The organism is Kineosphaera limosa NBRC 100340, assembly GCF_000298215.1.
Taxonomy (GTDB): Bacteria; Actinomycetota; Actinomycetes; order Actinomycetales; family Dermatophilaceae; genus Kineosphaera; species Kineosphaera limosa.
On the sequence record NZ_BAHD01000081.1, the window covers coordinates 1 to 26,597 of the forward strand.

The 26,597-nt window shown below is 70.8% G+C and carries 25 protein-coding genes; all 25 read right to left on the reverse strand.

The genetic code is table 11. From position 1 onward, the window contains the following. On the reverse strand, positions 1 to 780 hold a 780-nt coding region (locus KILIM_RS18625; RefSeq protein WP_006594291.1), incomplete at its 3' end, for a WecB/TagA/CpsF family glycosyltransferase. Positions 781 to 1,014: 234 nt separating this feature from the next. Beyond that, positions 1,015 to 2,490, reverse strand: a complete 1,476-nt coding sequence (atpD, locus tag KILIM_RS18630; protein ID WP_006594292.1) for a F0F1 ATP synthase subunit beta — start codon at positions 2,488 to 2,490, stop codon at positions 1,015 to 1,017. A 13-nt stretch (positions 2,491 to 2,503) separates the two neighbouring features. Next, positions 2,504 to 3,424, reverse strand: a complete 921-nt coding sequence (locus tag KILIM_RS18635; protein ID WP_006594293.1) for a F0F1 ATP synthase subunit gamma — start codon at positions 3,422 to 3,424, stop codon at positions 2,504 to 2,506. A gap of 83 nt (positions 3,425 to 3,507) precedes the next feature. Beyond that, on the reverse strand, positions 3,508 to 5,139 hold the full coding sequence (gene atpA / locus KILIM_RS18640) for a F0F1 ATP synthase subunit alpha (protein WP_006594294.1): 1,632 nt from the start codon (positions 5,137 to 5,139) through the stop codon (positions 3,508 to 3,510). A 114-nt stretch (positions 5,140 to 5,253) separates the two neighbouring features. Next, positions 5,254 to 6,066 (reverse strand): F0F1 ATP synthase subunit delta, encoded by an 813-nt coding sequence (locus KILIM_RS18645; RefSeq protein WP_006594295.1) that lies wholly within the window; start codon positions 6,064 to 6,066, stop codon positions 5,254 to 5,256. Continuing rightward, positions 6,066 to 6,689 (reverse strand): F0F1 ATP synthase subunit B, encoded by a 624-nt coding sequence (locus KILIM_RS18650; RefSeq protein WP_006594296.1) that lies wholly within the window; start codon positions 6,687 to 6,689, stop codon positions 6,066 to 6,068. Before KILIM_RS18650 ends, KILIM_RS18645 begins: the two co-directional genes overlap by 1 nt. A gap of 41 nt (positions 6,690 to 6,730) precedes the next feature. Continuing rightward, entirely contained in the window at positions 6,731 to 6,937 is a 207-nt protein-coding gene (locus tag KILIM_RS18655; RefSeq protein WP_006594297.1) for an ATP synthase F0 subunit C, read from the reverse strand. A 108-nt stretch (positions 6,938 to 7,045) separates the two neighbouring features. After that, positions 7,046 to 7,870: a F0F1 ATP synthase subunit A gene (gene atpB / locus KILIM_RS18660; RefSeq protein WP_040563841.1), complete on the reverse strand. Its 825-nt coding sequence runs from the start codon at positions 7,868 to 7,870 to the stop codon at positions 7,046 to 7,048. Between the two features lie 148 nt (positions 7,871 to 8,018). Then, entirely contained in the window at positions 8,019 to 8,288 is a 270-nt protein-coding gene (locus KILIM_RS18665; RefSeq protein ID WP_006594299.1) for an AtpZ/AtpI family protein, read from the reverse strand. Continuing rightward, complete coding sequence (locus KILIM_RS18670) at positions 8,285 to 8,719, reverse strand: hypothetical protein (RefSeq protein ID WP_006594300.1); 435 nt, start codon at positions 8,717 to 8,719, stop codon at positions 8,285 to 8,287. Before KILIM_RS18670 ends, KILIM_RS18665 begins: the two co-directional genes overlap by 4 nt. 137 nt (positions 8,720 to 8,856) lie before the next feature. After that, entirely contained in the window at positions 8,857 to 9,996 is a 1,140-nt protein-coding gene (locus KILIM_RS18675) for an MraY family glycosyltransferase (protein ID WP_006594301.1), read from the reverse strand. A gap of 10 nt (positions 9,997 to 10,006) precedes the next feature. Then, entirely contained in the window at positions 10,007 to 10,699 is a 693-nt protein-coding gene (locus KILIM_RS18680; RefSeq protein WP_006594302.1) for an L-threonylcarbamoyladenylate synthase, read from the reverse strand. A gap of 10 nt (positions 10,700 to 10,709) precedes the next feature. Beyond that, positions 10,710 to 11,594 (reverse strand): peptide chain release factor N(5)-glutamine methyltransferase, encoded by an 885-nt coding sequence (gene prmC, locus KILIM_RS18685; protein WP_006594303.1) that lies wholly within the window; start codon positions 11,592 to 11,594, stop codon positions 10,710 to 10,712. Next, positions 11,587 to 12,699, reverse strand: coding sequence for a peptide chain release factor 1 (gene prfA / locus KILIM_RS18690; protein WP_006594304.1), 1,113 nt, complete (start codon positions 12,697 to 12,699; stop codon positions 11,587 to 11,589). Before prfA ends, prmC begins: the two co-directional genes overlap by 8 nt. A 123-nt stretch (positions 12,700 to 12,822) precedes the next feature. Continuing rightward, positions 12,823 to 13,041 carry a 50S ribosomal protein L31 gene (gene rpmE / locus KILIM_RS18695; protein WP_006594305.1) on the reverse strand — a complete coding sequence of 73 codons (219 nt, stop codon included), beginning with the start codon at positions 13,039 to 13,041 and terminating at the stop codon, positions 12,823 to 12,825. A gap of 247 nt (positions 13,042 to 13,288) precedes the next feature. Continuing rightward, positions 13,289 to 15,493, reverse strand: coding sequence for a sensor histidine kinase (locus KILIM_RS22775; protein ID WP_006594306.1), 2,205 nt, complete (start codon positions 15,491 to 15,493; stop codon positions 13,289 to 13,291). Next, positions 15,490 to 17,010 (reverse strand): glycosyltransferase family 2 protein, encoded by a 1,521-nt coding sequence (locus KILIM_RS18705; RefSeq protein ID WP_006594307.1) that lies wholly within the window; start codon positions 17,008 to 17,010, stop codon positions 15,490 to 15,492. Before KILIM_RS18705 ends, KILIM_RS22775 begins: the two co-directional genes overlap by 4 nt. A 1-nt stretch (position 17,011) precedes the next feature. Continuing rightward, positions 17,012 to 18,001: a HEAT repeat domain-containing protein gene (locus KILIM_RS18710; RefSeq protein ID WP_157551824.1), complete on the reverse strand. Its 990-nt coding sequence runs from the start codon at positions 17,999 to 18,001 to the stop codon at positions 17,012 to 17,014. A 92-nt stretch (positions 18,002 to 18,093) separates the two neighbouring features. Then, on the reverse strand, positions 18,094 to 18,477 hold the full coding sequence (locus KILIM_RS18715; RefSeq protein WP_040563842.1) for a response regulator transcription factor: 384 nt from the start codon (positions 18,475 to 18,477) through the stop codon (positions 18,094 to 18,096). Between the two features lie 163 nt (positions 18,478 to 18,640). Next, complete coding sequence (gene rho, locus KILIM_RS18720; RefSeq protein ID WP_006594310.1) at positions 18,641 to 20,674, reverse strand: transcription termination factor Rho; 2,034 nt, start codon at positions 20,672 to 20,674, stop codon at positions 18,641 to 18,643. A gap of 305 nt (positions 20,675 to 20,979) precedes the next feature. Next, entirely contained in the window at positions 20,980 to 22,092 is a 1,113-nt protein-coding gene (locus KILIM_RS18725) for a homoserine kinase (RefSeq protein ID WP_006594311.1), read from the reverse strand. A gap of 3 nt (positions 22,093 to 22,095) precedes the next feature. After that, a complete protein-coding gene (gene thrC / locus KILIM_RS18730) occupies positions 22,096 to 23,202 on the reverse strand; it encodes a threonine synthase (RefSeq protein WP_006594312.1) in 1,107 nt (368 codons plus the stop codon). A gap of 6 nt (positions 23,203 to 23,208) precedes the next feature. Beyond that, on the reverse strand, positions 23,209 to 24,591 hold the full coding sequence (locus KILIM_RS18735) for a homoserine dehydrogenase (RefSeq protein WP_006594313.1): 1,383 nt from the start codon (positions 24,589 to 24,591) through the stop codon (positions 23,209 to 23,211). Between the two features lie 157 nt (positions 24,592 to 24,748). After that, positions 24,749 to 26,164 carry a diaminopimelate decarboxylase gene (gene lysA / locus KILIM_RS18740; RefSeq protein WP_006594314.1) on the reverse strand — a complete coding sequence of 472 codons (1,416 nt, stop codon included), beginning with the start codon at positions 26,162 to 26,164 and terminating at the stop codon, positions 24,749 to 24,751. Between the two features lie 147 nt (positions 26,165 to 26,311). Next, positions 26,312 to 26,597, reverse strand: a 286-nt coding sequence (locus tag KILIM_RS18745) for a hypothetical protein (RefSeq protein ID WP_006594315.1), incomplete at its 5' end; no start/stop codon positions are given.

Genomic DNA, 26,597 nt, shown 5'->3' on the forward strand with positions numbered 1-26,597 from the left:
GACGAGGTAGCGGCGGGCCAGGCGCCGCGGCTCCTGGCGCAGGCGGTAGGCCCACTCGAGGCCGTTGTTCTGCATCCACTCGGGGGCCCGCTCGACCTTGCCGGCCAGAAAGTCGGCGGAGGCGCCGAACGCCAGCAGCACCTTGGCACCGGTGAGGCGGCCGTACCGCTGGATCCACAGCTCCTGGCGCGGCTTGCCGAGGGCGACCGCGAGCACGTCGAAGCCCTCGGCGCGGATCTGGGCCGCGATCTCGGTCGAGCCCGTCGGCGAGTCGATCTCGTGGCGCTCGGGCGCCCAGTAGCCGGCCCGCACGCTCGGATAGTCGCGAGCCAGTACCCCGCGCAACGACTCGTGCACCTGCGGCAGACCACCGAGGAAGCCCACGGTCGAGCCGGTGCGCTGGGCGGTTGCGAGCAGCTCGGGCAGCAGGTCGGCGCCGGTCAGACGCGGCCAGTGCCGCCCGCTGACCCGCCCCGCCTGATAGGCCACGGGCGCACCATCGGCGAGCATGACCCAGTCGACGCCCGTGCGGTCGGGGTCGTTGCTCAACTCGTGCCGCCCGCGGCGGAAGTGGTGGAAGTGGTCGAGGTTCACGGATCCGATGGCAACGGCCGGGCGCCCGTTGACGGGCCCGCGCAGGTGCGTCTCGATCCGCTCGAGCAGGGGCTCCTTCTCCCAGCGCTCGACGACGACGTCGTCGGTGCCGACCGCCGTATCACCGGCGCGGTGTCCGCGCGGCAGTTGGGTCGCGGGGTGCCGGCGGCCAGGGATCGAAGTCATTCGGCGTGAATCCTCTCCACCCGCACCAGCCATTAGCAAGCGCGATCGACACTGAATAAACCCCCGCCGCACATTCTACAAGAATGACGCGATATTGCTATTAGCGCACAACTCGACTTTCCGAACGATCGTTCAAAACAACTGCCCTATTAAATTCTCGAATTGAGAAAAGACAGCGGCCCCCACGCATCGCGTGGGGGCCGCTGCGAGCCGGATCGGCTCAGGCTGCAGACCTCAGCTGGCGAGCTCCTTGGCCTGGCGCTCGACGTCGTCGAGACCACCGCACATGAAGAACGCCTGCTCGGGCACGTCGTCATAGTCGCCGTCGCAGATCTTGGTGAACGCCTCGACCGTGTCCTTCAGCGGCACGGTCGAGCCCTCGATGCCGGTGAACTGCTTGGCCACGTAGGTGTTCTGCGACAAGAACCGCTGGATGCGGCGGGCCCGGTTGACGAGGATCTTGTCCTCTTCGGAGAGCTCGTCAATACCCAGGATCGCGATGATGTCCTGCAGTTCCTTGTTCTTCTGCAGGATCGACTTCACGCGGACCGCGGTGTCGTAGTGGTCCCGCGCGATGTAGCGGGGGTCCAGGATGCGGCTGGTCGAGGTCAGCGGGTCCACCGCCGGGTAGATACCCAGCGACGCGATCTCACGGGAAAGCTCGGTCGTGGCGTCGAGGTGGGCGAAGGTCGTCGCCGGAGCCGGGTCGGTGTAGTCGTCGGCCGGCACGTAGATCGCCTGCATCGAGGTGATCGAGTGACCACGCGTCGAGGTGATCCGCTCCTGCAGCACGCCCATCTCGTCGGCCAGGGTCGGCTGGTAGCCCACCGCCGAGGGCATGCGGCCCAGCAGCGTGGAGACCTCCGAGCCGGCCTGGGTGAACCGGAAGATGTTGTCGATGAACAGCAGCACGTCCTGGTTCTGCACGTCGCGGAAGTACTCCGCCATCGTCAGACCGGAGAGGGCGACGCGCAGGCGGGTGCCCGGCGGCTCGTCCATCTGGCCGAAGACCAGCGCCGTCTGCCCGAGGACGCCCGCCTCCTCCATCTCGACGATGAGGTCGTTGCCCTCACGGGTGCGCTCACCGACGCCGGCGAACACCGACACACCACCGTGGTCGCGAGCGACGCGCGCGATCATCTCCTGGATGAGCACGGTCTTGCCCACGCCGGCGCCGCCGAACAGGCCGATCTTGCCGCCCTGCACGTACGGGGTCAGCAGGTCGATGACCTTGATGCCGGTCTCGAACATCTCGGTCTTGGACTCGAGCTGGTCGAAGGCGGGCGCCGAGCGGTGGATGCCCCAGCGCTCCTTGACCTCCAGGTGCTCACCGGGCTCCAGGTCGAGGCAGTCGCCGGTGGCGTTGAACACGTGACCGAGGGTGACGTCGCCTACCGGCACTGTGATGGGGCCGCCGGTGTCGACGACGATGGCGCCGCGCACGAGGCCGTCGGTGGGCTGCAGGGAGATCGCGCGCACGAGGTTGTCACCGATGTGCTGGGCGACCTCGAGGTTGATGCGCTTCTTGCCCTCGCCCTCGGTGAGGCCTTCGCCCGTGAGGTCGACCTCGGTGTAGAGCAGGTTGTACAGGTCGGGCATGGCGTCGGAGGGAAACTCGATGTCGACGACCGGGCCGATGATCCGGGAGAGACGACCCCGACCACCCGGCTGGGTGCCGGTGGCGGTGTCGTCGGCGAACTGCGTGGTCATGTCGGCGGACTCCTTACTTCGCTTCTGCGAGGGCGTTGGCGCCGCCCACGATTTCGCTGATCTCCTGGGTGATCTCCGCCTGGCGAGCCTGGTTGGCCAGACGGGTGTAGGTCTTGATGAGCTCCTCGGCGTTGTCCGTCGCCGACTTCATCGCGCGCTGACGCGCGGCGAGCTCGGAGGCGGCGGCCTGCAGGAGGCAGTTGTAGATGCGCGAACGCAGGTACTGCGGCAGCACCGCGTCGAGCACCGTCTCGGCGTTCGGCTCGAACTCGTACAGCGGGTTGAGCCCGTCTTGGTGCCGGGAGTCGGCCTCGGCGGGGGTGTTGCCGTCGTCCTTGACGACCTGGATGGGCAGCAGCCGCAGCACCCGCGGCTCCTGCCGCACCATCGAGTAGAACCGGGTGTAGACGATGTGCACCTCGTCGACCCCACCTTCGGAGGCCGGCGTCAGGAAGGCCTCGACCAGCTGGTCGGCGATCTCGGCGGCCCGCTCGTACTGCGGCGCGTCGGTACCGCCCTCCCAGGCGGCCGCGAACTCGCGGCGGCGGAACTTGTAGAAGCCGACCGCCTTGCGTCCGTAGAGGTAGGGCGAGACCTCTTTCTGCTCCTGGTGGAGGCGCTCGATGAGCTGCTCGCTCTCCTTGAGCACCGAGGACGCGTAGGCGCCCGCGAGGCCGCGGTCACTGGTGACGACCAGCATCGCCGCGCGCGCCGGCACCTCGACCTCTTGGGTGAGGATGTGCTCGACGTTGGAGTTGCTCGCGCACTCCGAGAGCGCCCGCTGGATCGCCTCCGCGTACGGCGTGGTCGCGACGACGCGCTGGCGTGCCTTGACGACGCGCGAGGCCGCCATGAGCTCCATGGCACGGGTGATCTTCTTGATCGAGCTCACGGAGCGGATGCGCTGCCGGTACTCCCGGATCTGCGCTCCCATATCGATTCCGCCTCTCTGGCTTATTGATGATCAGGGGCCACGAACCCCGCCGGCGACCCTGCTGGATCGCCGGCGGGCCTCGATCAACGGCTCCTGATCTGCTCCTGGTCGATCTCTTCGTCCTCGAGCGCGTCGTGCTGCTCGTCGTGGGCCGTGAAGGTGCTGCCCTTGCCGGACTTGAACTGCTTCTTGAAGGAGTCGATGGCCTTCTCCAGCGAGCCGACCGTGTCTTCGCCGAGCTTCTTGGTCTCACGGATCGCGCCGTAGATGCCGTCGTGCTCGCGACCGACGAAGTCGAGGAACTCGTGCTCGAAGCGGTGCACGTCTTCGACGGCGATGTCGTCGAGCTTGCCGGTCGTGCCGGCCCAGACCGCGACGACCTCCTTCTCGACCGGGTAGGGCGAGGACTGCGGCTGCTTGAGCAACTCGACAAGGCGGGCACCGCGGGCCAGCTGCGCACGGCTGGCGGCGTCCAGGTCGGAGGCGAACATCGCGAAGGCCTCCATCGCGCGGAACTGCGCGAGGTCGAGCTTGAGGCGACCGGAGACCTCCTTCATCGCCTTGATCTGCGCCGAACCACCGACTCGCGACACCGAGACACCCACGTCGATCGCGGGGCGCACGTTGGAGTTGAACAGGTCGGCCTGCAGGTAGATCTGGCCATCGGTGATCGAGATGACGTTGGTCGGGATGTACGCCGAGACGTCACCGGCCTTGGTCTCGATGATCGGCAGACCGGTCATCGAACCGGCGCCCATCTCGTCGGAGAGCTTCGCGCAGCGCTCCAGCAGCCGGGAGTGCAGGTAGAAGACGTCGCCGGGGTAGGCCTCGCGGCCCGGCGGGCGGCGCAGCAGCAGGGAGACCGCGCGGTAGGCCTCGGCCTGCTTGGACAGGTCGTCGAAGACGATCAGCACGTGCTTGCCGTCGTACATCCAGTGCTGGCCGATGGCCGAGCCGGTGTAGGGCGCCAGGTACTTGAAGCCCGCGGCGTCGGAGGCGGGAGCGGCGACGATCGTGGTGTACTCCAGCGCGCCGGCCTCCTCGAGGGTGCCGCGCACGCCCGCGATCGTCGAGCCCTTCTGGCCGATCGCGACGTAGATGCAGCGCACCTGCTTGGTGGGGTCGCCTGACTCCCAGTTCTGGCGCTGGTTGATGATCGTGTCGATCGCGACCGTCGTCTTGCCGGTCTGGCGGTCGCCGATGATGAGCTGACGCTGACCGCGCCCGATCGGGATCATCGAGTCGACGGCCTTGATGCCGGTCTGCAGCGGCTCGTGCACCGACTTGCGCTGCATGACGTTGGGGGCCTGCAGCTCCAGCTCACGCCGACCCTCGGAGTCGATCTCGCCCAGACCATCGATCGGCTGACCCAGCGGGTTGACGACGCGGCCGAGGTAGGCGTCGCCGACCGGGACCGAGAGCACCTCACCGGTGCGCTTGACCGTTTGGCCTTCTTCGATGCCGGAGAAGTCACCGAGGACGACGACGCCGATGGCGTGCACGTCGAGGTTCAGGGCGATGCCCAGGGTGCCGTCCTCGAACTCCAGCAGCTCATTCGTCATCGCCGAGGGCAGGCCCTCGACGTGCGCGATGCCGTCGGCGGCATCGGTGACGCGACCGACTTCCTCGCGTGAGGCCGCGTCGGGCTCGTAGGACTGGACGGCGGCGTCCAGTGCGTCCCGGATCTCCTCCGGACGGATCGTCAGCTCCGTCATCGTGTTTTCGTCTCCTCGTTGTGCACCGGTGGCCGGCTGTTGGTGGAGGCCGGCGGTACGGCGCGGCCGATCTTGTCGGGGTGGACTGCGGGATGTGGACCCAGGAGCGGCGGCTCAGGAACCCAGGAGGCGGCGGACCTCATCGAGACGCCGCACGATAGTGCCGTCGACGACTTCGTCACCGACCTGCACCCGGATGCCGCCGAGCACCTCGGGATCGATGACCATCTTCAGGGTGACCGGCTTGCTGTAGATGCGGCTCAGCGCCGCCTCCAGTCGGTCGTGCTGCTGCGTGCTGAGTGCGGTCGCAACGGTCACGACGGCCGACAACTGCTCGCGGCGCTTGGCGGCGACGTCGAGGTAGTGGTCGATCGCCTGCGCGAACCGCTTGCCCCGGGGGGCAGCGACCGCCTGACGGGCCAGTCGCACCGTCTGCGGGTTGGCCTTGTCGGCGAGCAGCCGCTGGACCAGGTCGAGCTTGCGCTCCACCGGCAGCCGGGGGTCGCCGATCGCGTCGCGCAGGTCGGGGTTACCGGCCACCGCGCGTTCGAAGCGGAACAGCTGCTCCTCGAGTTCGTCGGCCGACCCGCTGGCCTGTGCGATCGCGACCTGGGTCTCCACGGCCGCTTGGTCGAGCGTCGCGGTCAGGTCTTGCTCGTCGGACCAACGCTGGGCGACGGCCTCGCCGACAAGCGCCACCGTGGCCGGCGATGCCTTGTCGGTGAGCAGCCGCTCGACGAGCGCCTTCTTGCCCTGCGGCGAGCGCGAGGGGTCGGCCAGGGCCCGGCGCAGCATGCTGCTGGAATCGAGCAACGCGACCACCGAGAACAACTCCTCGGAGAGCACGGACCAGTCGACACCGGAGTCCAGCGCCGTGGCCAACGCGGCCCGCACCTGATCGTGCGCCGCGCGCGAGACTCCCAGCATCACTGCGCTCCGTCCGAGCCGGCGCCGACCGGTGCGCCGCCGCCGGCCGATCCCGGAGTGCTCGGGCGGATCTCGCCCGACTCGAGCTCGGCCAGGAAGCGGTCGACGATGTTGTTCTGACGCGCCTCGTCGTGCAACGACTCGCCGACGATGCGGCTGGCCAGGTCGGTGGACAGGCGCCCCACGTCCTGACGCAGCGAGATCGCGGCCTGCTGGCGCTCGGCCTCGATCTGCTTGTGGGCGTTGGCCGTGATGCGACCCGCCTCGGCCTGCGCCTGCTCGCGCATCTCGGCGATGATCGCGGCGCCCTGCTCCCGCGCGTCCTCACGGATCTGCGCGGACTCGTCCCGCGCCTCGGCGAGCTGCGCCTCGTACTGCGCCAGCATCGCCTCGGCCTCCCGCTGGGCGTCCTCGGCCTTGCTCATCCCACCTTCGATGGCCGCCTTTCGCTCGGCGTACATCCGCTCGACGGCGGGGACGACGAACTTGGCGACGACCCACAGGTAGAGGAGGAAGATGACCAGACCGACGAAGAACTCGGGCAGGTAGGGCAGGATCGGGAGCGCGTTCGCCTCCGGATCTGCAGTCGCGGCGGTCGCGACGGAACCAGCGATTAGCTGCACAGTGGTGTCTCCTCGTGCGGCGGCCTACCGGCCTCAGTGAGTCAGAGTCGGATGAAGAAGAGCACCAGCGCGAAGATCGCGAGGGCCTCGGCGAGCGCGAAGCCCAGGATGGCGATCGGGCGCAGCAGGTTGCCGGCCTCGGGCTGGCGCGCGACGCCGTTGATGTAGGCGGCGAAGATCAGACCGACGGCGATGGCGGGGCCGATGGCAGCCAGGCCGTAGCCGATGAGGGTGACGTCACCAGTCACTGTGTTGCCTCTTTCGTACTCGTGGTTGCACGAGGCGGCCGGATGCCGTCCCGCACGTTCAAGGGGTGTCTATTCGGTTGTGGTGAGACCGCGCCGCGGGCGCGGGAATCAGTGGTCGTCGGCGAGGGCGCCGGCGATATACGAGGCGGCCAGCAGCGTGAAGACGAACGCCTGCAGACCCTGGATCAGGATCTCGAAGGCGGTCATGATCACGGCCATGAGCCAGGCGGGGATCGCCACAAGGGCCAGGCCGGCGTTGCCGGAGGTCAGCAACTCCCAGCCGCCGACGATGAAGACGACGAGGAGCATGTGGCCGGCGAACATGTTGCCGAAGAGTCGCAGCGCGAGCGTCAGGGGCCGGGTGATGAAGAACGTCATCAGCTCCAGCGGGATGATCAGCGGCAGCAGCCACGAAGGGATGCCCGGGGGGATCATCCACTTGAGGTAGGCGCCGATGCCGCCCTGCTTCTTGATGCCGACCCAGTGGTAGACGACGTAGACGACAAGCGTCAGCGCGATCGGGAAGCCGACGCGGGCCATGACCGGCATCTGAATGCCGGGGATGATGCCCGCGAGGTTGCAGAGCAGGATGAACGTGAACAGCGCGAAGAGCAGCGGCACGAAGCGCAGGAAGTCGCGGGTACCGATCATGTCGCGGGCGACGCCGTTGCGCACGAAGTCGTAGACCTGCTCGAAGAGCCACTGGCCCTTGCTCGGCACGACCTGAGCGCGCCGGGCCGCCGTAACGAAGAGCACCGTCAGCACGATGAAGACGAGCGTCGCGACGAGCATCGGACGGGTGATGACGATCGACTGGCCGCCGATCTCGCCAAGGCGCCAGAAGGGCTGCCAGAAATCCGAGACCTTCGGCGGGAAGTGCCCCTCGCCGTCAGCGGCCGTCGCCAGTGTCTGCAGCGAGGCACCCAGGGTCATCGGGCTCACGGCTTCTCCTTGCTGATCGTGGAACAGTCGACGTGCGCCTGGGCGAGGCGCCGAACACCCGTGGGGCCGTGAGTGGCTCCAGCTCCATAGGTCGTTCGAGGGCCCTGGGGGCGCGGCCCGATCGCGTCATCGGGCCCGGTCATGGCTTACCGTACCGGAGCCATACGAGGTACAGAGACAGGGCCATGCCACCCAGCAATCCGGCGGGCAGCAGGAAGCTGGTGCCGAGCCAACGGTCGGCCAACCAACCCAGCAGCGCATACAGCACCGGGCCCGTCACGAGGTACGCGGTGACGGTGGCTCCGAGCCGGTCGGCACCGACGGCCTCGGCATGCTTGGCCGGCGGCTGGGCGGCCGTGGCGCCGTTCGCGGAGTCCGGCCCCGGTGCGGCGGGCTTGCGGTCGGTCATCGGCCCACCTGCGGGCTGAAGATGAGGGTGCGCGAGCGCGCGAAGCCGGCGATGTGCCCGACCTGCCAGGCGACGACGGCGACAAGCCCGCCGATGGCGATCGCGGGGCGGTCGATCCACGGCTGCGCATGCAGCGCGAGCGCCAGGGCGGTCAGGGCGAGCAGCTGCCCGCCGTAGACGACAAAGGCGCCGACCATGGCCACCGAACTCGTGGCCCGCGGATCACCGCTGCCGAGCACGGCCGACAGGGCCCAGACGCCACCGGCAAAGGTCGCCAGCACCACGAGGCTCGCCCCGAGGGCGTTGAGCGCGGCGACCGAGCCCCAGGCGATACCGACTCCCGCGGCGACCAGCACACCGACGATGGCCGTGACCAGTGCCCCGCCGCGCAGCATCGCAGGCAGCGGCGCACGAGCGCCGGTCATCGTCATCGGTGCATCCTTCTGAAATCTGCAGGGAACCTGGGGGCCGTCTGGTCACACATCGAACCATGTTCGAGGGAGGCAGTGGCCACGCATCGCCGAATCGAGTCGTCGGAACGCCGCCTCGGCACCGCTTGTGAACGCTATCACAAGCTCCGATCGGGGGTCTGCCCGGTGCGGGAGGTGGCTCTGCCGCGGCGGTCGAGCCAACCGGGCAGGTACGCGGTGAGGACGATGGCCAGGGCGGTGGCGCCGGCGATGCCCAGCAGCGGCCAGATGCCCTCGACATAGGCGAACGAGACGACGCCGAAGGCCACGATGGCGGCCCATAGGTAGAGCAGCAGCACGGCGCGGCGGTGGCTGTGGCCGATGGCGATCATGCGGTGCTGCAGGTGTTGGGTGTCCGGATGCCAGGGCCGTTGACCTGCGCGAGTACGGCGCACGACGGCCAGGGTCATGTCCAGCAGCGGGATCGACATGATCGCCAGCGGCAGCACGACGGGCAGGTAGAGCGCGGCCTCGATGTTGCGGCTGATCTGGGCGCTGGGGTCGATATTGCCGACCATCGAGATGGTCGCGGCCGCCAGCAGGAGCCCCAGCAGCAGGGATCCCGCGTCACCCATGAACAGCCGCGCGGGGTTGAAGTTGTGCGGCAGGAAGCCCAGGCACACCCCGAGCAGCGCGGCGGTGATGAAGGTCGCCGTCGCGATGACGTTCGGCGGATCGTAGGTGTAGCTCAGCCCGTAGGCGTAGAGGAAGAACGCCAGGGCCGCGATCGCCACAATGCCCGCGGCCAGCCCGTCGAGACCGTCGATGAAGTTCACGGCGTTCGTCGTGACGAGCACGATGAGCACCGTCAACCCCACGAGCACCGGCCCGGGCAGCACCGTCACCCCGAACAGCGGCACCGACAGCAGCTGCACGCCGAAGAAGGCCATCGCGCCGGCGGCGATGATCTGGCCGGCGAGCTTGGTCAGCCAGTCGAGTTCGCGCACGTCGTCGATGGCGCCGACGAGTGTGACGAGGATCGCCCCGATGACCACCCCACGAATCTCCAGGGATTCGAAGATCTGCGACAGGTGCGGCAACCGGCTCGCGACGAGCACCGCTCCGAGGAAGCCCGCGAGCATCGCCAGACCCCCCAGTCGCGGGATCGGATGACTGTGCACGTCGCGCGACCGCACCGGCGTCGCGGCCCCCAATAGCACCGCAAGGCGCCGCACGCCGGGCGTCGTGCCGTAGGTGATGACCGCGGCGACGACGCAGATCAGGAAGTACTCGCGCATCGCCGCGGGCCTACTGGGAGAGCGCGTCGGGCCGCGGCTGCGCGTCCATGGCCGGGTTGGCCCCGGAGTCTTCGTCGCGGACCACGGCCAACACCTGCTCGTCGGTGAGGGCGCCGCGGCGCAGGATCGTCGGCGCGGCCTTGGTGCAGTCGACGATCGTGGAGGCCACTCCCCCGCGTGCGGGCCCCCCGTCCAGATACACGGCGACCTCCTCGCCGAGTTGGGCCCGCGCTTCGGCGACGTCTTGGGCGGCCGGGCGACCGTGCAGGTTGGCGCTGGTCACGGCCAGCGGGCCGGTCTCGGTGAGCAGCGCGAGCGCGACCGGGTCGTCGGGCTGGCGGACGGCGACCGTGCCGTTGGTCTCCCCCAGGTCCCACAGCAGGGAGGTCTGAGCGCGCAGTACGAGGGTCAGCGGACCGGGCCAGAAGCGCTCGACGAGGCGGCGAGCGTAGGCGGGCACCTGATCGGCCAGGCCGTCGAGGGTGCGCGCCGAGGGCACGAGCACCGGGGGCGGCACCTCGCGCCCGCGGCCCTTGGCCTCCAGCAGCAGTCGGACCGCCTCGGCGCTGAACGCGTCGGCCCCCACGCCGTACACGGTGTCGGTCGGCAGGACGACCAGCTCGCCGCGGCGCACCGCGGCCGCCGCGAAGCGCACCCCTTCGGCAAGCCGCGCCGAATCCTGGCAGTCGATGACCGAACTCATACCCGCGAGTCTAGGTGCGGGCGCGGCGGGCGCAGATGACCCTGGGGCGATCGGTGGCGTCGCGGTGGTCGGCGATGTCGACCCAGCCGCCCGCGGCACCCAGCAGTTCGGCCAACTGTTGGCCCTGGGTCTCCCCGTGCTCCATGAGCAGCGCGCCGCCGGGGCGCAGCAGGTGCGCGGCATGGGCCAGCAGGGCGCGCGGCACGTCGAGACCGTCGGCGCCGCCGCCGAAGAGCGCCAGGTGCGGGTCGTGGTCGCGCACCTCGCGGTCGCGCGGGATCGCGTCGTCGGGGATGTACGGGGGGTTGGTCGCGACGAGGTCGATCGTGCCGGCCCAGTCGAGGAAGCTGCTGCTCGCATCGCCGCGGCGCAGGTCGATGGCCGGCGTCCCCCGCTCACCGAGTCGGTCGGCGTGCGCGTCGACGTTGCGCCGCGCGTACGCGTGGGCGGCCTCGCTGAGCTCTACCGCCCCGACGACGGCGACCGGGTGCTCGTCGGCGATGGTCAGCGCGATGGCCCCCGATCCCGTACACAGGTCGACGATCCGCGGCGGCGGCGCGGACGGCAGCCCGCGCAGGTAGGTCAGGGCCAGGTCGACGAGGGTCTCGGTCTCGGGTCGGGGCACGAAGACGCCGGGGCCCACGTGCAGGTCGAGGTGGCGGAAGGGGGCGCGGCCGGTGAGGTGCTGCAGCGGCTCGCGGCGGGCGCGGCGGGTGACGAGCTCGGTGAACCCGGCCGGAGCCGGGCGCCCCAGGATCGCGAGCCGCTCGACCTCCCCCACCGGGCAGTCCAACAGATGCGCGGCCAGGCGTGCCGCGTCGGCCCGACCGGAGTCGATCCCCGCCGCCCGTAACGTCGCCCCGGCGGCGCGCAACGCCGGGCCGAGGTCAGTCACCCGCGCCGCCGAGGGCCGCCATGCGGGCGGCTTCGTCGGCCGCGACCGCCGACTGGACGACCGGGTCGAGGTCGCCGTCGAGCACGACATCCAGGTTGTAGGCCTTGAACCCCGTGCGATGGTCGGCGACGCGATTCTCGGGAAAGTTGTAGGTGCGGATGCGCTCGCTGCGGTCGACGGTGCGCACCTGGCTGCGCCGCGCCTGCGAGGCCTGCGCGTCGGCCTCGTCGCGGGCCGCCTGCAGCAGCCGGGCGCGCAGCACGCGCAGCGCCGACTCCTTGTTCTGCAGCTGGGACTTCTCGTTCTGGCAGGAGACGACGATGCCGGTCGGCAGGTGCGTGATGCGCACGGCAGAGTCGGTCGTGTTGACGCTCTGCCCCCCGGGGCCCGAGCTGCGATACACGTCGATGCGCAGGTCGTTCGGGCCGATCTGCACCTCCTCGGGGTCCTCGACCTCCGGCAGCACGAGCACCCCGGCCGCGGAGGTGTGGATGCGGCCCTGGCTCTCGGTGACCGGCACCCGCTGCACCCGGTGCACGCCGCCCTCGTACTTGAGCCGGGCCCAGGGCGCCTCCCCCGGTGCCAGCGCGCCGCGGGCCTTGACGGCCAGGCGGGCGTCCTTGAGGCCGCCGAGGTCGGATTCGGTGGACTCCAGCACCTCGCTGCTCCAGCCGCGCCGCTCGGCGTAGCGCAGGTACATGCGCATGAGGTCGCTGGCGAACAGGGCCGACTCGGCGCCGCCCTCCCCGGCCTTGACCTCGAGGATGACGTCGCGGTCGTCGTCGGGGTCGCGCGGCAGCAGCAGTCGGCGCAGGTGCGCGGTCGCCTCGCCGAGCGCGGCGTCCAGCTCCGGCACCTCCGCGGCGAACGCCTCGTCGTCGGCGGCCAGCTCGCGGGCCGTGGCCAGATCGTCGCGCAGGCGGGCGACCTCCTGGGCGGCCGCGACGGTCGGGCCGAGGGCGGCGTAGCGCTTGTTGACCCGGCGCAGCGCGACGGCGTCGGCCAGCACCGCGGGGTCGGCCAGCTGCGCCTCCAGGTCGGCGTGCTCGGTCACGAGGGGGTGGGCGGAGTCGAGCGTGGCGTCGACGACGGTGGCGTCGGACATGGACCCTCCAGTTCACCGAAGGTGCAGGTGGCAGACGTGGACACGCGCGAGCAGGCCGCCCGCACATGCAACGACGCCGGCCCATCGCCTCGCGGGGAGGACGATGAGCCGGCGTCAGATGAGCTACTTCGCGGCGGCCTTGTTGCCGTAGCGGGCCTGGAAGCGGGCGACGCGGCCACCGGTGTCGAGGATCTTCTGCTTGCCCGTGTAGAACGGGTGGCACTGGCTGCACACGTCGGCGTTGATGCGCCCCGAGGTGGCGGTGCTGCGGGTCTCGAACGTGTTGCCGCAGGTGCACGTGACGGTGGTCACGACGTAGTCGGGGTGAATGTTCTGCTGCACTTGGGGTCTCCCTTGGGTTCGCTACGGTCCTCCGGGTCGCTGCCGCACGCCAGCCGTGAATGACGCCACGAATGGTTGCCTCTGGTGGGCTGTGCGGGCCGGTGACGCGGAGCGGAGAACCGCTCTCACGTCGTGCGTGAACCGGTGGCCGACCCTCGATTATTCCACCGCCTACCCGGGGCGCCCAAATCGGCTGGGCGAGCGGTCCATCGGGACGGCGCACCGGGCCGGTTCAGCACCCGCCGGTTCAGCGCGCCGCTTCGCGGTCGGCGGCGCGCTGCGCCGCCCGGGCGAACGGCGAGTAGACGGGCCGCGCGTTCGGGGCGTCGTGCACCTCGCAGCGGCCGGTCTCGTCGGAGGCCGGGATGACCATGGTGAAGGTCGTGCCCTGCCCCTCGACCGAGTTGCATCGCATGGTGCCGCCGTGGCGTTCGACGATGTCGCGAACGATGACGAGCCCCAGGCCGGTGCCCTGGATCTGCGCCCGGGAGGCGTTGCTGGCCCGGAAGAACCGCGTGAACAGGTGCTGCAGCTCCTCGGCGGGGATGCCCATGCCGGTGTCGGAGCAGCGCACCTCCACCGACCGACGATCCTGGGACAACCGGCAGGTGAGGCGGACGCGCCCGCCGGTGGGCGTGAACTTCACGGCGTTGGACGCCAGGTTGGTCAACGCCCGGACCAGCTGAACCCGATCGGCGCGGATCCACGAGCCGTCGCTCATCTCCGGGGTCAACGACACCCCGGCGCGGGCGGCGACGGGGGCCAGCTCTTCGGCGACGTCGCGCACGATCTCGCAGACCGAGATCGTCGGGGCGTCCGAGGGCAGCGCTGTGGCCTCGAGCTGGTTGAGCACGAGCAGGTCCTCGATGAGGCCACGCAGGCGCATGGTGTTGCGGCCGACGACGTCGAGCATCCGGCGCTGGGCCCCGCTCAGCTCGCCGGCGTCGCCGTCGCCGAGCATCTCGAGGTAGCCGGAGATGCTGGTCAGCGGGGTGCGCAGCTCGTGGCTGACCGTCGACATGAAGTCGTCCTTCTGCCGGTCCAGCTCCTCGAGCCGGGCCACGTGCTCGGCCTGCTGGCGCTCGCTGGTCTCCTTGACCACCAGCCGGGTGATCTCGCCGACGACGTGGTGCACGAAGGCCACCTCGTTGTCGGTCCAGGGCCGCGGCTCGGAGGTGCGGATGGAGGCGACGCCGATGGCCTGGTCGCCGAGGCCGAAGGGCACGATGAGCAGCCCGCCGCGACCGAGCGGGCCGCGCAGGTCGGCCCACCAGTCCTCGCCGTCGGGGCCCACGGTCAGCAGCGTCGAGACGTCGTCGACGACGACCTGCCGGTCGCCCTCCCAGATGCGGGCGGCCTGCTCGGCCAGCTCCTGGCGCAGCTCACCGGGGTTGTCCATGCCCGCTTCGGCATCCGGGGCCGTCCACACGAAGGCGTCGTCGAACTTGCGCCGGTCGTTGAAGACCCCGATGACGACCCGCTCGACGCGCAACGCCTCACCGATGCCGTCGGCGGAGCGCCGCAGCGCCCCGGAGAGCGTGTCGCTGGACTGCACGGATCGGCTCAGTTGCGCCTGGGCGCGCAGCACGTCGAGGGAGGCGTTCTGCCGGTCGGTGAGGTCGTGGTGCGCCTTGGTCAGGGCGTTGACGTCGCCGGCCAGCTCGCGCACCTCGGCGGCGCCGATGTCGGTGGCGGCCCACGCGGTGCGATCCCCGTGGCGCTGACGACGCACGATGTCGCGCAGCCGTTGCAGCGGCTTGGTCAGCGCGCTCGTCGTGCGCCACCCCATGATCACGGCCATCGCCAGGGCCACGATGGTGGCCCCGACCACGGCCAGGCTGGCCCACACGATCGCATTGCGCAGGTTGGCGCGCACGGCGGCCCGCTCCTGCTCGATGATGGCGCCGAGCTCGCTGTTGGCCGCTTCGATCGAGGCGAACCGGCGCTGTCCTTCGAGGATCTGCGCCGGGGTCGCCGACTCGGACTCACTCACCGTCCGCCCGTACTCCCACCAGGAGGCGATCGCCTCCCGTTGGCGCTGCTCGGCCGCGTAGGCGGCGGTGCGCCGCTGGGAGTCGCGCCCGAAGCCCTCGCTGGAGATGAGCCCGGTCAAGGTCGCCAATTCGGCCTCGCTGCGCTGCTGCGCGGCCGAGTATTGGCTGAGCATCTCCGCGATCTGGTCGTCGGCGCCCGCCTCGGCGCGCGAGGCCGCCAGCACCACCGTGCCGCGCAACGCGCTCTGGGCGGCGCTCATCGTGGTGGCGACCTGCCGGTTGGCGTCGTAGGCGGGCTCGACGACCAAGACGCTGCGATCGGCCTCCCCTCGTTGGAAGTCGAGGGCGACGAGGGCGATGCCGCTGATGGCCAGGATGAGGCAGGACAGCACGAGCGACAACATGCCGAGGCGCCAGCGGACGGAGCGGGGCCGCGACGCGCGCGTGGGCGGCGTCACCGGCTCGCGCTTCCGCTGTTCACATCGTGCCTGTCGGCAGCCGCGGGCTCGGAGTTACCGTTCGCCGCGGACTGGGCCGTCTCGAAGCCGGTTCGCGTCATCGTTCCCCAGACGTGCTGGCGGCCGGCGAGGCCCTGCCACAGGCCCTCGGTGCGCCACAGCGCGGTGAGCTGCCGGTAGCCGACGTTCTCCAGCACCGAGGCGACGATGGAGTGCCCGAGGTCGCGCCACCGCGGGTACTTGTGGAAGGTCAGCTCCTCGATGGTCAAAGAGGCGATATTGACCAACATCGCGTACCCGTAGGCCACGGCCATGAAGAGTGCGGCGTAACTGAGATCGACGACGCCCAGGGCCAGTCCGAGAGCCAACAGCACCAGGCCCGCCAGCTCGAAGACCGGGGCGAGCAGCTCGAACATCCAGAACCAGGGCAGCACGACGAAGCCGAGGCGCCCGTACTTGGGGCGAAACAGCATCGACTTGTACTTCCACAGCACCTCGTACAGGCCGCGGTGCCAGCGGCGGCGCTGAGCGCGTAGCACCTTGGCCGTGGTGGGCACCTCGGTCCAGGCGATCGGCTCGGCGACGAACTCGATGCGGTAGTCGCGGCCGGTGTCGCGCATCAGCTTGTGCATGCGCATCACCAGCTCGAAGTCCTCGCCGATGCTGCCGGTGTCCAAGCCGCCGATCTGCACGAGGATGTCGCGGCGGAACATGCCGAACGCCCCGGAGATGAGGATGAGGCAGCCCAGGCGCGACCAGCCGGACCGGCCCAGCAAGAAGGCGCGCAGGTACTCGATGATCTGGATGCGCGCGAACGTGCTCTTGGGCATCGCGACCTTGACCACGCGCCCGTCGAGCACCTGGCAGCCGTTGGCGGCGCGCACGACGCCGCCGGTGGCGATGACGCGCACCGGGTCCTCGGCGAACGGCTCGGCGACGGCCACCAGCGCGTCGGGGTCCATGATCGAGTCGGCGTCGACGATCGCGATGAGCGGCTCGGAGGCGGCGTTGATGCCGGTGTTGACCGCGTCGGTCTTGCCGGAGTTCACCTTGCGCACGACCGTCAGGGCGGTGCGGCCGTCTTCGGGCACGTAGACGCCGAGGATCTCGGCGTCCACCGGGATGTCGGCCGGCACGTCCCGGTCGATGCCGACGAGCTCGAACGCCGCGCACAGTCGCTGGAAGGTGGCGTCGGTGGAGCCGTCGTCGACCACGACGATCTCGTGCCGCGGGTGCCGCAGCGAGAGCATCGACTGCACGGCCGGCACGATGCCGGCCTCCTCGTTGTAGGCCGGGACGATGAGCGCGACCCCGGGGGCCAGGCGGTGCGAGACGGTCTCGGTACGGCCCAGGTGCTCCTGTCGGCGCAGGTGCCGACTGAACTCCAGCGCCGCGCAGATCATCAGCAGCAGGTAGGAGGTGTTGATGAGCAGGAAGTAGACGAGCACAGGGGTGCCGAGCACGTCGAAGATCGCGTTGACCGTGCCGGTGAGCCAGGCGTGCAGGTTCTGCGCCATGTCAGCCTCCCGCGCTCTCGCGCAACCGGGCCACATGCAGGGCAGCGGCGGCGATGCGGCGCGCCTCGCGACCCTGGGCGCGAGCCGCGTGCAGCGTGTCGATGCCGACGGCGCCGAGGTGGGTCAGCGCCTCGGCGGCGGCGGCGGCCAGGGCCCGGTCGGGGTCGGGCAGCAGCGCGCTGAGCGGTTCGGCGGCGTCGCGGTGACCCAGGTCGCCGAGCGCCTTGACGGCCGCGCGCCGCATCCCCGAGGACTGGTTCGGCTCGGCGGCGCCCAGCAGCGCCGGCAGGTCCGCGTGATCCCCCAGCCGCCCCAGGGCACCGACCATGGCGATCCGCAGGTCCGGCTCGGTCTCTTTCCCCAACCGGACCCGCAGCGCCTCGATCGTGGCCGGCAGGCTCGAGTGGTTGGTCACGGTGATGGCGACCTCCCGCACGCGCGGGTCCTCGTGTTCCAGGCCCGCCAGCAGCGCGGACTGCGCGCCGGCGCCCATCGCCAGCAGAGACTCGGCGGCCACCCACGAGGGCACCCCCACCCGGTCGCCCCCCGCGGGTGCGACGACGGCCTCCAGCACCGCCTTCGCCGCGGCGGGATCGGCGATGAAGCCCAGGCTGCGGCAGGCGACCAGGCGCACCTCGTCGGCGGGATCGCGCAGCAGCTCCAGCAGCTCCGGCACCGCGTCCTGGGCCCGCACGAGCCCCAGCAGGTACGCCCCCCGGGCCCGGTGCAGCGAGCGGCCGGAGGTCAGCCGGCGGCGGGCGAGCTCGACCTCGCCGTGCGCGGCGATGACCCGCACGAGCTGCTCGGCCGGGGCCCCGCGGACCTTGGCGAGCATCGCGATGACCGCCGGGCGAATGCTCTCCCACTCGGCCTTGCGCAGGCCGGCGAGGGCGTCGGCGGCGACATTGTCGTCGTCCTCACCGGAGGCGACCTCCAACACGAGCCGCCGCTGCGGCGCCGCGAGTCGCTCCAGGGTGCGACTGCGCTGCAAGCGCCGTACCTTCGCCGTGACCGTGATCCCGACGAGAAGCAGACACCCCACTGTCAGCGCAAGCAGGGTGAGCAGAAGGATGGCCCGGGGGGTCACGCTCCGCGTGCGAGGACCGAGGAGACGCGATGCACGAGTTCGCGTGGCGAGAATGGCTTGATGACGTAGTCGGTCGCACCGGTCGCGAAGCCGGAGTCGACGTCGGAGTCGCGGCTGCGAGCCGTCAGGAGGATGACCGGGACGGTTTTGGTGCGCTCGTCCTCACGGACCTTGCGCAGCACGTCCAGGCCCGAGAGCCCCGGCATCATGACATCGAGCACCGCCAGCCTCGGCGGCGCTTCGCTGATCGAGGCCCACGCCTGGGCGCCGTCGGCGACCGCGTCGATTTCGTAGCCCGCCTGCTGCAGCTTGAACGTCACCAGCTCGCGGATGTCCGCGTCGTCGTCGGCGACGACGACCCGCATCGGATCGGCAGACATTCGCTTCTCCCCCATCTCCCTGCCGGTCGGCAGGCCTGATCACCGTGGTCGGACAAGGGCGGCTCGGCACGCCCTCGTCGTCACGGATGAGGGGAGACACAAACAGACCCGCCCGGACGGCGTCCGGGCGGGTCTGCGCAGGTAAACGCGAGAGTGTATCCGCTTAGTCGTCGTCCAAATTGATATTCGACGTCTTCTGAACGGTCATGAGGAACTCGACGTTGCTCTTGCTCTTCTTGAGCCGGTCGATGAGCAGCTCGATGCCCTGTTGCTGGTCGAGCGCGGCGAGCACGCGACGCAGCTTCCACATGATCTTCAGCTCCTCGGTCGCGAGCAGGATCTCCTCGCGTCGGGTGCCGGAGTTGTTGACATCGACGGCCGGGAAGATGCGGCGGTTGGCGAGCTGACGGTCGAGCTTGAGCTCCATGTTGCCGGTGCCCTTGAACTCCTCGAAGATCACCTCGTCCATCTTGCTGCCCGTCTCGACGAGGGCCGTGGCCAGAATCGTCAAAGAGCCGCCGTGCTCGATGTTGCGAGCCGCACCGAAGAAGCGCTTCGGCGGGTACAGCGCCGCGGAGTCGACACCACCGGAGAGGATGCGTCCGCTCGCCGGGGCCGCCAGGTTGTAGGCGCGGCCCAGCTTGGTGATCGAGTCGAGCAGCACGACGACGTCGTGGCCCAGCTCGACGAGCCGCTTGGCCCGCTCGATGGCCAACTCGGCGACCGTCGTGTGGTCGTCGGCGGGGCGGTCGAAGGTCGAGGAGATGACCTCACCCTTGACGGCCCGCTGCATGTCGGTGACCTCTTCGGGGCGCTCGTCGACGAGCACGACCATGAGGTGGCACTCCGGGTTGTTCGTCGTGATCGCGTTGGCGATGGCCTGCATGACCATCGTCTTACCGGCCTTGGCCGGCGCCACGATGAGCCCGCGCTGGCCCTTGCCGATCGGGCTGACCAGGTCGATGATCCGCGTCGTGAGGATGTTCGGCTCGGTCTCCAGGCGCAGGCGCTGCTGCGGGTAGAGGGGGGTGAGCTTGTTGAACTCCACGCGGTTGCGGGAGGCGTCGGGGTTGGTGCCGTTGACCGTGTCGAGGCGCACCAGCGCGTTGAACTTCTGGCGCGCAGGCAGCTGCTCGCCCTCGCGCAGCGCACGCACGGCGCCGGTGACAGCGTCACCCTTGCGCAGGCCGTGCTTCTTGACCAGGCCCAGCGGCACGTAGACGTCGTTGGGGCCCGGCAGGTAGCCGCTCGTGCGCACGAACGCGTAGTTGTCGAGCACATCGAGGATGCCCGCCACCGGCACGAGCACGTCGTCCTCGGAGACGGTCTCGACGGTCTCGTTCTGGTAGTCCTGCTGCTCGCGGCCGCCGCGGCGCTTGCGGTCGCGGCTGCGCTGACGGTTGCGGCGGCGGCTGCCGGGGCGGTCGTCGTTGTCGTCGCGGCGGTTGTTGCGACGGTCCCGGTTGTCGCGGCCGTCGCTGCGGTTGTCCGCCGTGCGGTTGTCGCCGCCACGGTTATCGCGGTTGTCGCGCTGGTCGCGGTTGTCCCCGCCACGGTTGTCGCGCTGGTCGCGGTTGTCGCGCTGGTCGCGGTTGTCGCGCTGGTCGCGGTTGTCGCGCTGGTTGTCGTTGTCGCGGTAGTCGCGCTGCTCGCGGCGGTTGTCGCGGCGATCGCCGGAGTCGCCCTCGCCCTGATCGCGTCGCTGGTCACGTTCTCCGCGCTGATCGGAGCGCTGATCGGAGCGCTGCTGGGGAGCCTGGTCGACGCCACCCTCACGGCCCTGCTCACGCTGCTGCGCGCCGTCGGCGCGGTCCACCCGCTGGGCGTCCCCGCTCTGACGGCCGTTGCTGTCGGCGCTGCGCCGATCGTCGGAGCGACTCGGCGCGCCGCCCTGCTCCCGGGTCTGCTCCCGGACCTGCTCACGGTCCTGCGTGCGCTCGGGGCTGCCGGCCGGGCTGGAGGCGGCGCGGCGGGCCCGACGGGCCGGGGCGCCTGCTCCTCCCGAGGCCCCTGCGGCCGCGGGGGCACCCGAGTCACGGTCCTTGATGGCCGTGATGAGGTCGCCCTTGCGCATGCCGGAGGTCCCTTGAATGCCCATGCCCGAGGCCAGCTCTTGCAGCTCGGCCAGGCGCATGGCGGTCAGACCGCGGCGCTTGGGGGCGGAGCTCGCCGGTGCGAGCTCGGTGGTGTCGGTCACGAAGGATCCTTCCCCTCGTATCGGCTCGGCGCGAAGGCACGAACCCGGGATGTGATGTCCGAAGGCGCCAACGGCCACGGACTGGGATTCTCCCCTCGCCGGACGGTGGCGCGGGAATCAGGTCGCGGCGCACGTCATGGGCGTGGGACCGCGAACCCAGCGTCGAGCGTTCGACACACGGACTCGGTGTGAAAGTCCACCCGATGCCACTAGGCATCGATCACCATCTCCGCGAACCATGGATTATGGACCGCGAACGAAGTGTGGTGGGGTCCTGGCGCCAAAGGTCGAAATGCACCTCTGGTTCACGCCGGAAGGGCGCCCTCGCCGGGAAGTTCTCCTAGAGTAACACGTTCTACACATACCCCCATCTCGGGGATTCCTGGGGTCAGCAATTGCCAGTCGTGGGGCACCAGATTCGCCACGCTCGCGAGGGCGGAGTCGTCGGCGCTCAGCACCAGCACGCTGGGCCCGGCGCCGGAGATGACGGCGGCGTGACCCGCGGCCCGCAACTCGTCGACCAGTTCCATCGCGCCCCCGAACGAACTGCGACGCTGTTCCTGATGCAGCCACTCGCGGGTCGCAGGCAGCAGCAGGTCGGGCCGGGACGAGAGCGCCAGCACGAGCAGCCCGGCCCGCGCCGAGTTCAACGCCGCCTCGCCGTGCGGCACCTGCGCCGGCAGCACGGCCCGCGCCGTCGCCGTCGGCAACTGCACCTGCGGCACGATGACCAGCGGTGTGACGTCCGGGTGCAGGGGGATGCGCACCGAGTGGACACTGACCGCAGGAGCGCCCGCGGACTCCGCCGGCGACGCGTCGCCCGGGGTGGCCGAGGTGACCGACGTGACCGACGTGGCTGGCGGGGCGGGCTCGTCCCCGATCCAGGAGATCGTCGCGCCCCCGTAGACGCTGGCGGAGGCGTTGTCGGGATGGCCTTCGAGCCGACTGGCCAGGTCGTTGACCAGGTCCAGATGGATGGGAACCGCGCCCGGCTCGACAGGCCGCTGCTGCGCCTCCGGCCGGCTCGGGCCCGACTCGGCGCCGAAGCACAGCCCGTGGGCGGCGGCGACCCCCGCGACGATCGCGGCGGCCGAGGAGCCCATGCCGCGGCCCTGTCGCACGGTGCTTGCGCAATGCAGCCGCACCCCCTCCGGGGCCGGCACCCCCAGCTCCGACCAGGCTCGACGCATGGTCGCGTACACCAGGTGGCGCTCGTCCAGGGGCACCCCCTGGGAGTCGCCGGCCACCTCGATCCGCAACCCGGGCTCAGCCGTCACGGCCGCGTGGTAGGTGTCGAAGACCCCCAAGGCCAGGCCGAGGGAGTCGAAGCCGGGCCCCAGGTTGGCGCTGCTGGCCGGGACCACCACGCGCACGGCGCGGCCCGGCACCGGCGGTGACATACCCGCCGGAAGCGCCACGCCTCAGTCCTCCAGGCCGAGCGCGGCGGCGGCACTGACGGCGTCGATCGGCACCCGGGTGGGCACGATGTCGTCGCCGTCGGCCGACTTCAGCGCCCACTGCGGGTCCTTGAGCCCGTGCCCGGTGACCGTGCACACGATGGTGGCGCCCGCGGGCACCCGCCCGGCCTCGTGCATGGCCAGCAGGCCGGCGATGCTCGCGGCCGACGCCGGCTCGACGAAGATGCCTTCGGTGCTGCTCAGCAGCCGGTGCGCGGCGAGGATCTGGGCGTCGCTGACCGCGTCGATCAGGCCGCCGGAGTCGTCGCGCGCCGCCTCCGCCTGCTGCCAGCTGGCCGGATTGCCGATGCGGATCGCGGTGGCGATGGTGTCGGGCTCGTCGACGGGGTGCCCGAGCACGATCGGCGCGGCGCCGGCGGCCTGAAAGCCCCACATCTGCGGCAGCTTGGTGGCCGGGCCGCCGGTCCCGGCTGCGCCGGCCGCCCCGGGGGTGCCGTCGCGGTACTCGCGGTAACCCTGCCAGTAGGCGGTGATATTGCCGGCGTTGCCGACCGGCAGGCAGTGGATGTCGGGGGCATCGCCGAGCGCATCCACGATCTCGAAGCTCGCGGTCTTCTGCCCCTCGATGCGGGCGGGGTTGACCGAGTTCACCAGCTCGACGGGGTAGGCGTCCGCGAGCTTGCGAGCCAGCGTGAGGCAGTCGTCGAAGTTGCCGTCGACCTGCAGCAGGGTCGCGCCGTGTGCGATGGCCTGGCTCAGCTTGCCCATGGCGATCTTGCCGTCGGGCACGAGCACACCGCACGTCATCCCGGCTTTGGTGGCGTAGGCCGCGGCCGCCGCGCTGGTGTTGCCGGTGGACGCGCAGATGACGGCCTTGGCGCCGCGCTCCGCGGCCTTCGACATCGCGGTGGTCATCCCGCGGTCCTTGAACGACCCGGTGGGGTTGAGTCCCTCGTACTTGACGAACACGCGTGCCCCGAGCAGCTCGGAGAGGTTGGCCGCCTCGATCAGGGGGGTGCCGCCCTCGTGCAGGGTGACGACGGGGGCGTCGGCGAGCATCGGCAACCGATCGGCGTATTCGCGGATCACGCCCTGCCACTGGTGAGCCATGTCGCTTCAGTCTCCTTCTACTCGCATGACAGAGGTGACGCCGCGCACGGCGTCCAGGTTCGCCAGCGCCCCGACGGTCGCCGACAGCGCGGCGTCGGGCGCGGCGTGCGTCACGATGATCAGTTCGGCGCCGGGCGAGCGGGTGCCCTCACGGTCGGGGTCGGTCTCGTGCACGACCTGGCGCACCTGCTGGATGGAGACCCCGTGGTCGGCGAACACCGTCGCCACGGCGGCCAGCACGCCCGGCCGGTCGGCGACGTCGAGGCTGATGTAGTAGCGGGTCACCGCGCGCCCCATGGGGAACACGGGCAGCTCGGCGTAGGCCGACTCGCGCGGACCGAGCCCCCCGACGACGCGATGGCGGGCCACGGCAACGACATCGCCCAGCACAGCCGAGGCTGTCGGGTCGCCGCCGGCACCGGGGCCGTAGAACATCAGTTGACCTGCGGCGTCGGCCTCGACGAAGACGGCATTGAAGGCCTCCCGCACGCCGGCCAAGGGGTGCGTGCGCGGGATCATCGCCGGGTGCACGCGCACGGACACGCCAGCCGCCCCGGACTCCGGGTCGGTCGCCAACTCGCAGATCGCCAGCAGCTTGACGACGCAGCCCATCTCGGCGGCCGCAGCGACATCGGCGGCGCTCACCTCGGTGATGCCCTCGCGGTGCACGTCGGCGGCGCGCACGCGCGTGTGGAACCCCAGGGAGGCCAGGATCGCGGCCTTGGCGGCGGCGTCGAAACCCTCGACGTCGGCGGTGGGGTCGGCCTCGGCGTACCCGAGGGCCTGCGCCTGCGCGACCGCTTCGGAGAAGCCGGCGCCGGTGGAGTCCATCTTGTCGAGCACGTAGTTGGTGGTGCCGTTGACGATGCCGAGCACGCGGCGAACGTCGTCGCCGGCGAGGGACTCGCGGATGGGCCGCAGCAGCGGGATCGCACCGGCGACGGAGGCTTCGTAGTACAGGTCGACGCCCGCGGCGTCGGCGGCGGCGTAGAGCGTCGGCCCGTCCTCGGCGAGCAGCGCCTTGTTCGCGGTGACCACGCTCGCGCCGTGCTCGATGGCCCGCAGGATCAGCGAGCGGGCTGGTTCGATGCCGCCGATCACCTCGACGACGACGTCGGCGCGCGTCACCAACTCTTCGGCGTCGGTCGTGAACAGGTGCGCCGGCAGGTCGGCCCGGTCGCGGCCCAGGCGCCGCACCGCGACGCCCGCCAGCTCCAGCGGGCGACCCACGCGGGCGGCCAACGCCTCACGATTGCTCAACAGCAGCCGCGCGACCGACGAGCCGACCACGCCGCAGCCCAGCAGCGCGACGCGCAACGGGGTGGGCGAGGTGGCAGAGGGTGCGGCGGCAGCCGATGTCTGCACCTGCGGGTTGACGGGCGCGCTCACGCACTTTCCTCCATCTGCTCGAACGAATCCCACTGGCCTCCGACCCGAGGCGGGCTCGAATCGGACGCGAATTCCCCTGCCCCATCCTGCCTGTCGGGCACCCGCGCTCCCCGCGTGGGTCCGCATGACGGGACCGACCACACGTCGGCGCGCATCGCTACAGGGCGTCCAGCGCGAGGATGTCCTCGATCGTCTCGCGACGCACGATCACCCGGGCCACGCCGTCGCGCACGGCGATGACCGGCGGCCTCGGAACGTGGTTGTACTGGCTGCTGAGGGCGCGGCAGTACGCGCCGGTGCCGGGCACGGCGATGAGGTCGCCGGGGCGCACGTCGGCGGGCAGATACTCGTCCATGACGACGATGTCGCCGCTTTCGCAGTGCTTGCCGACCACGCGGGACAGCATCGGGGCGGCGTCGCTGACCCGGCCGGCCATCGTGCACGAGTAGTCGGCCGCGTAGAGGGCGGTGCGCACGTTGTCGCTCATCCCGCCGTCGACCGATACGTAGGCGCGGCTGGCGCCGCCGCCCAGCTCGACCTCCTTGACGGTACCGACCGCGTACAGGGTGAACGTGCTGGGACCGGCGATGGCGCGCCCGGGCTCGATGCTGACGCGCGGCACCGCGACGTCTTGCGCGGCGCACTCGCGGGCCACGATCGCGGCCATGTCGCCGGCCAGTTGCTCCGGCGTGCGGGGGTGGTGCTCGGAGGTGTAGGCGATGCCGAAGCCGCCGCCCAGGTCGAGTTCGGGCAGCCGCACGCCGTTCTCCTTCTCGACACGGCCGTGCAGGTCGAGCACGCGGCGAGCGGCGACCTCGAAGCCGGCGGTGTCGAAGATCTGGCTGCCGATGTGGCTGTGGAACCCCAGCAGGCGCATGGCGCCCGACTCGGCCAGGACCCGCTCGGCGGCCTGGTACGCCTGCCCGCCGGCGAGGCTGAACCCGAACTTCTGGTCCTCGTGGGCGGTCGCGATGAACTCGTGGGTGTGCGCCTCGACGCCGGTCGTCACGCGGATCATCACCGGCGCGACGACGCCCAGGCTGGCAGCGATGGCCGCGACGCGGTCGATCTCGTCGAAGCTGTCGAGTACGAGCCGCCCGACCCCGTAGATCAGCGCCGCCTCGATCTCGGCCGCCGACTTGTTGTTGCCGTGCAGGCCCACGCGGGCGCCGGGCACGCCGGCGCGCATCGCGACGGCCAGCTCGCCCCCCGAGCACACGTCGAGGCAGAGGCCCTCCTGTGCGATCCACGTGGCGACCGCCGTGCACAAGAACGCCTTGCCGGCGTAGTAGACGTCGGCACCGTGCGAGAACGCGCCGTTCATGGCGTCGCGGAAGCCGCGGGCCCGGGCGCGGAAGTCGTCTTCGTCGACGACATATGCCGGGGTGCCGAACTGGGCGGCCAGGGTCACGGCGTCGACGCCGGCGACCTGCAGGCGGCCCCGTTCGTCGCGGCGCACGCTGCTGGGCCACAGCATTGGCAGGAGGTCGTTGACGTTGCGGGGGTAGGGCAGCCACTGGGGTGGGCCGCCGTAGCCCTCCGCGTGCAGGGCACCGGCCTCGTGTGCGCGCATGCGCTCCTCCGTGCTGACTCAGGTGTGTGGTGCGGGGTGGTCGTGCAGGGGTGGTCGTGCAGGGGTGGTCGTTGCGGCCCGTCGCCCGGGATGGAGGCCGGGTGCCGCAGGGCCGGGTCCGAGCTTATGGGGCGGGTGTCGCGGGAGCTAGCAGCGCGGGGGTGCGGCTGCGCCCGCTGCGTGCAGGGCGTCGGCGAGAGCCCGCTGCAGGCCGGCGACGAGCCGCCGCCGCCCGGCGTCTTCGGGCCCGTCATCGGCCAGGGGGGCGTGAGCGTCGAGCAACGAGTCGGCGGTGAGCGTCAGGTCGCGCAGGTGCTGTGCGAGGGCGCGGGGGCTGCGCACCAGGCGCCGCTCGCCGACCAGGCGCGGCTGATCGGCGATCAGGGTCAGCGCTCGCCGCGCGCGCGGGTCGTCTTCGAGCGCAGCGAGGCCC

Bases quoted from the DNA above. Each gene is read 5' to 3' on its own strand.
- atpD (WP_006594292.1), bottom strand. From the start codon at position 2,490: ATGACCACGCAGTTCGCCGACGACACCGCCACCGGCACCCAGCCGGGT.
- KILIM_RS18635 (WP_006594293.1), bottom strand. From the start codon at position 3,424: ATGGGAGCGCAGATCCGGGAGTACCGGCAGCGCATCCGCTCCGTGAGC.
- atpA (WP_006594294.1), bottom strand. From the start codon at position 5,139: ATGACGGAGCTGACGATCCGTCCGGAGGAGATCCGGGACGCACTGGAC.
- KILIM_RS18645 (WP_006594295.1), bottom strand. From the start codon at position 6,066: ATGCTGGGAGTCTCGCGCGCGGCGCACGATCAGGTGCGGGCCGCGTTG.
- atpB (WP_040563841.1), bottom strand. From the start codon at position 7,870: ATGACCCTGGGTGCCTCGCTGCAGACACTGGCGACGGCCGCTGACGGC.
- KILIM_RS18665 (WP_006594299.1), bottom strand. From the start codon at position 8,288: ATGACCGACCGCAAGCCCGCCGCACCGGGGCCGGACTCCGCGAACGGC.
- KILIM_RS18670 (WP_006594300.1), bottom strand. From the start codon at position 8,719: ATGACGATGACCGGCGCTCGTGCGCCGCTGCCTGCGATGCTGCGCGGC.
- KILIM_RS18675 (WP_006594301.1), bottom strand. From the start codon at position 9,996: ATGCGCGAGTACTTCCTGATCTGCGTCGTCGCCGCGGTCATCACCTAC.
- KILIM_RS18680 (WP_006594302.1), bottom strand. From the start codon at position 10,699: ATGAGTTCGGTCATCGACTGCCAGGATTCGGCGCGGCTTGCCGAAGGG.
- prfA (WP_006594304.1), bottom strand. From the start codon at position 12,699: ATGTCCGACGCCACCGTCGTCGACGCCACGCTCGACTCCGCCCACCCC.
- KILIM_RS18705 (WP_006594307.1), bottom strand. From the start codon at position 17,010: ATGGCGCAGAACCTGCACGCCTGGCTCACCGGCACGGTCAACGCGATC.
- KILIM_RS18715 (WP_040563842.1), bottom strand. From the start codon at position 18,477: ATGTCTGCCGATCCGATGCGGGTCGTCGTCGCCGACGACGACGCGGAC.
- thrC (WP_006594312.1), bottom strand. From the start codon at position 23,202: ATGGCTCACCAGTGGCAGGGCGTGATCCGCGAATACGCCGATCGGTTG.
- lysA (WP_006594314.1), bottom strand. From the start codon at position 26,164: ATGCGCGCACACGAGGCCGGTGCCCTGCACGCGGAGGGCTACGGCGGC.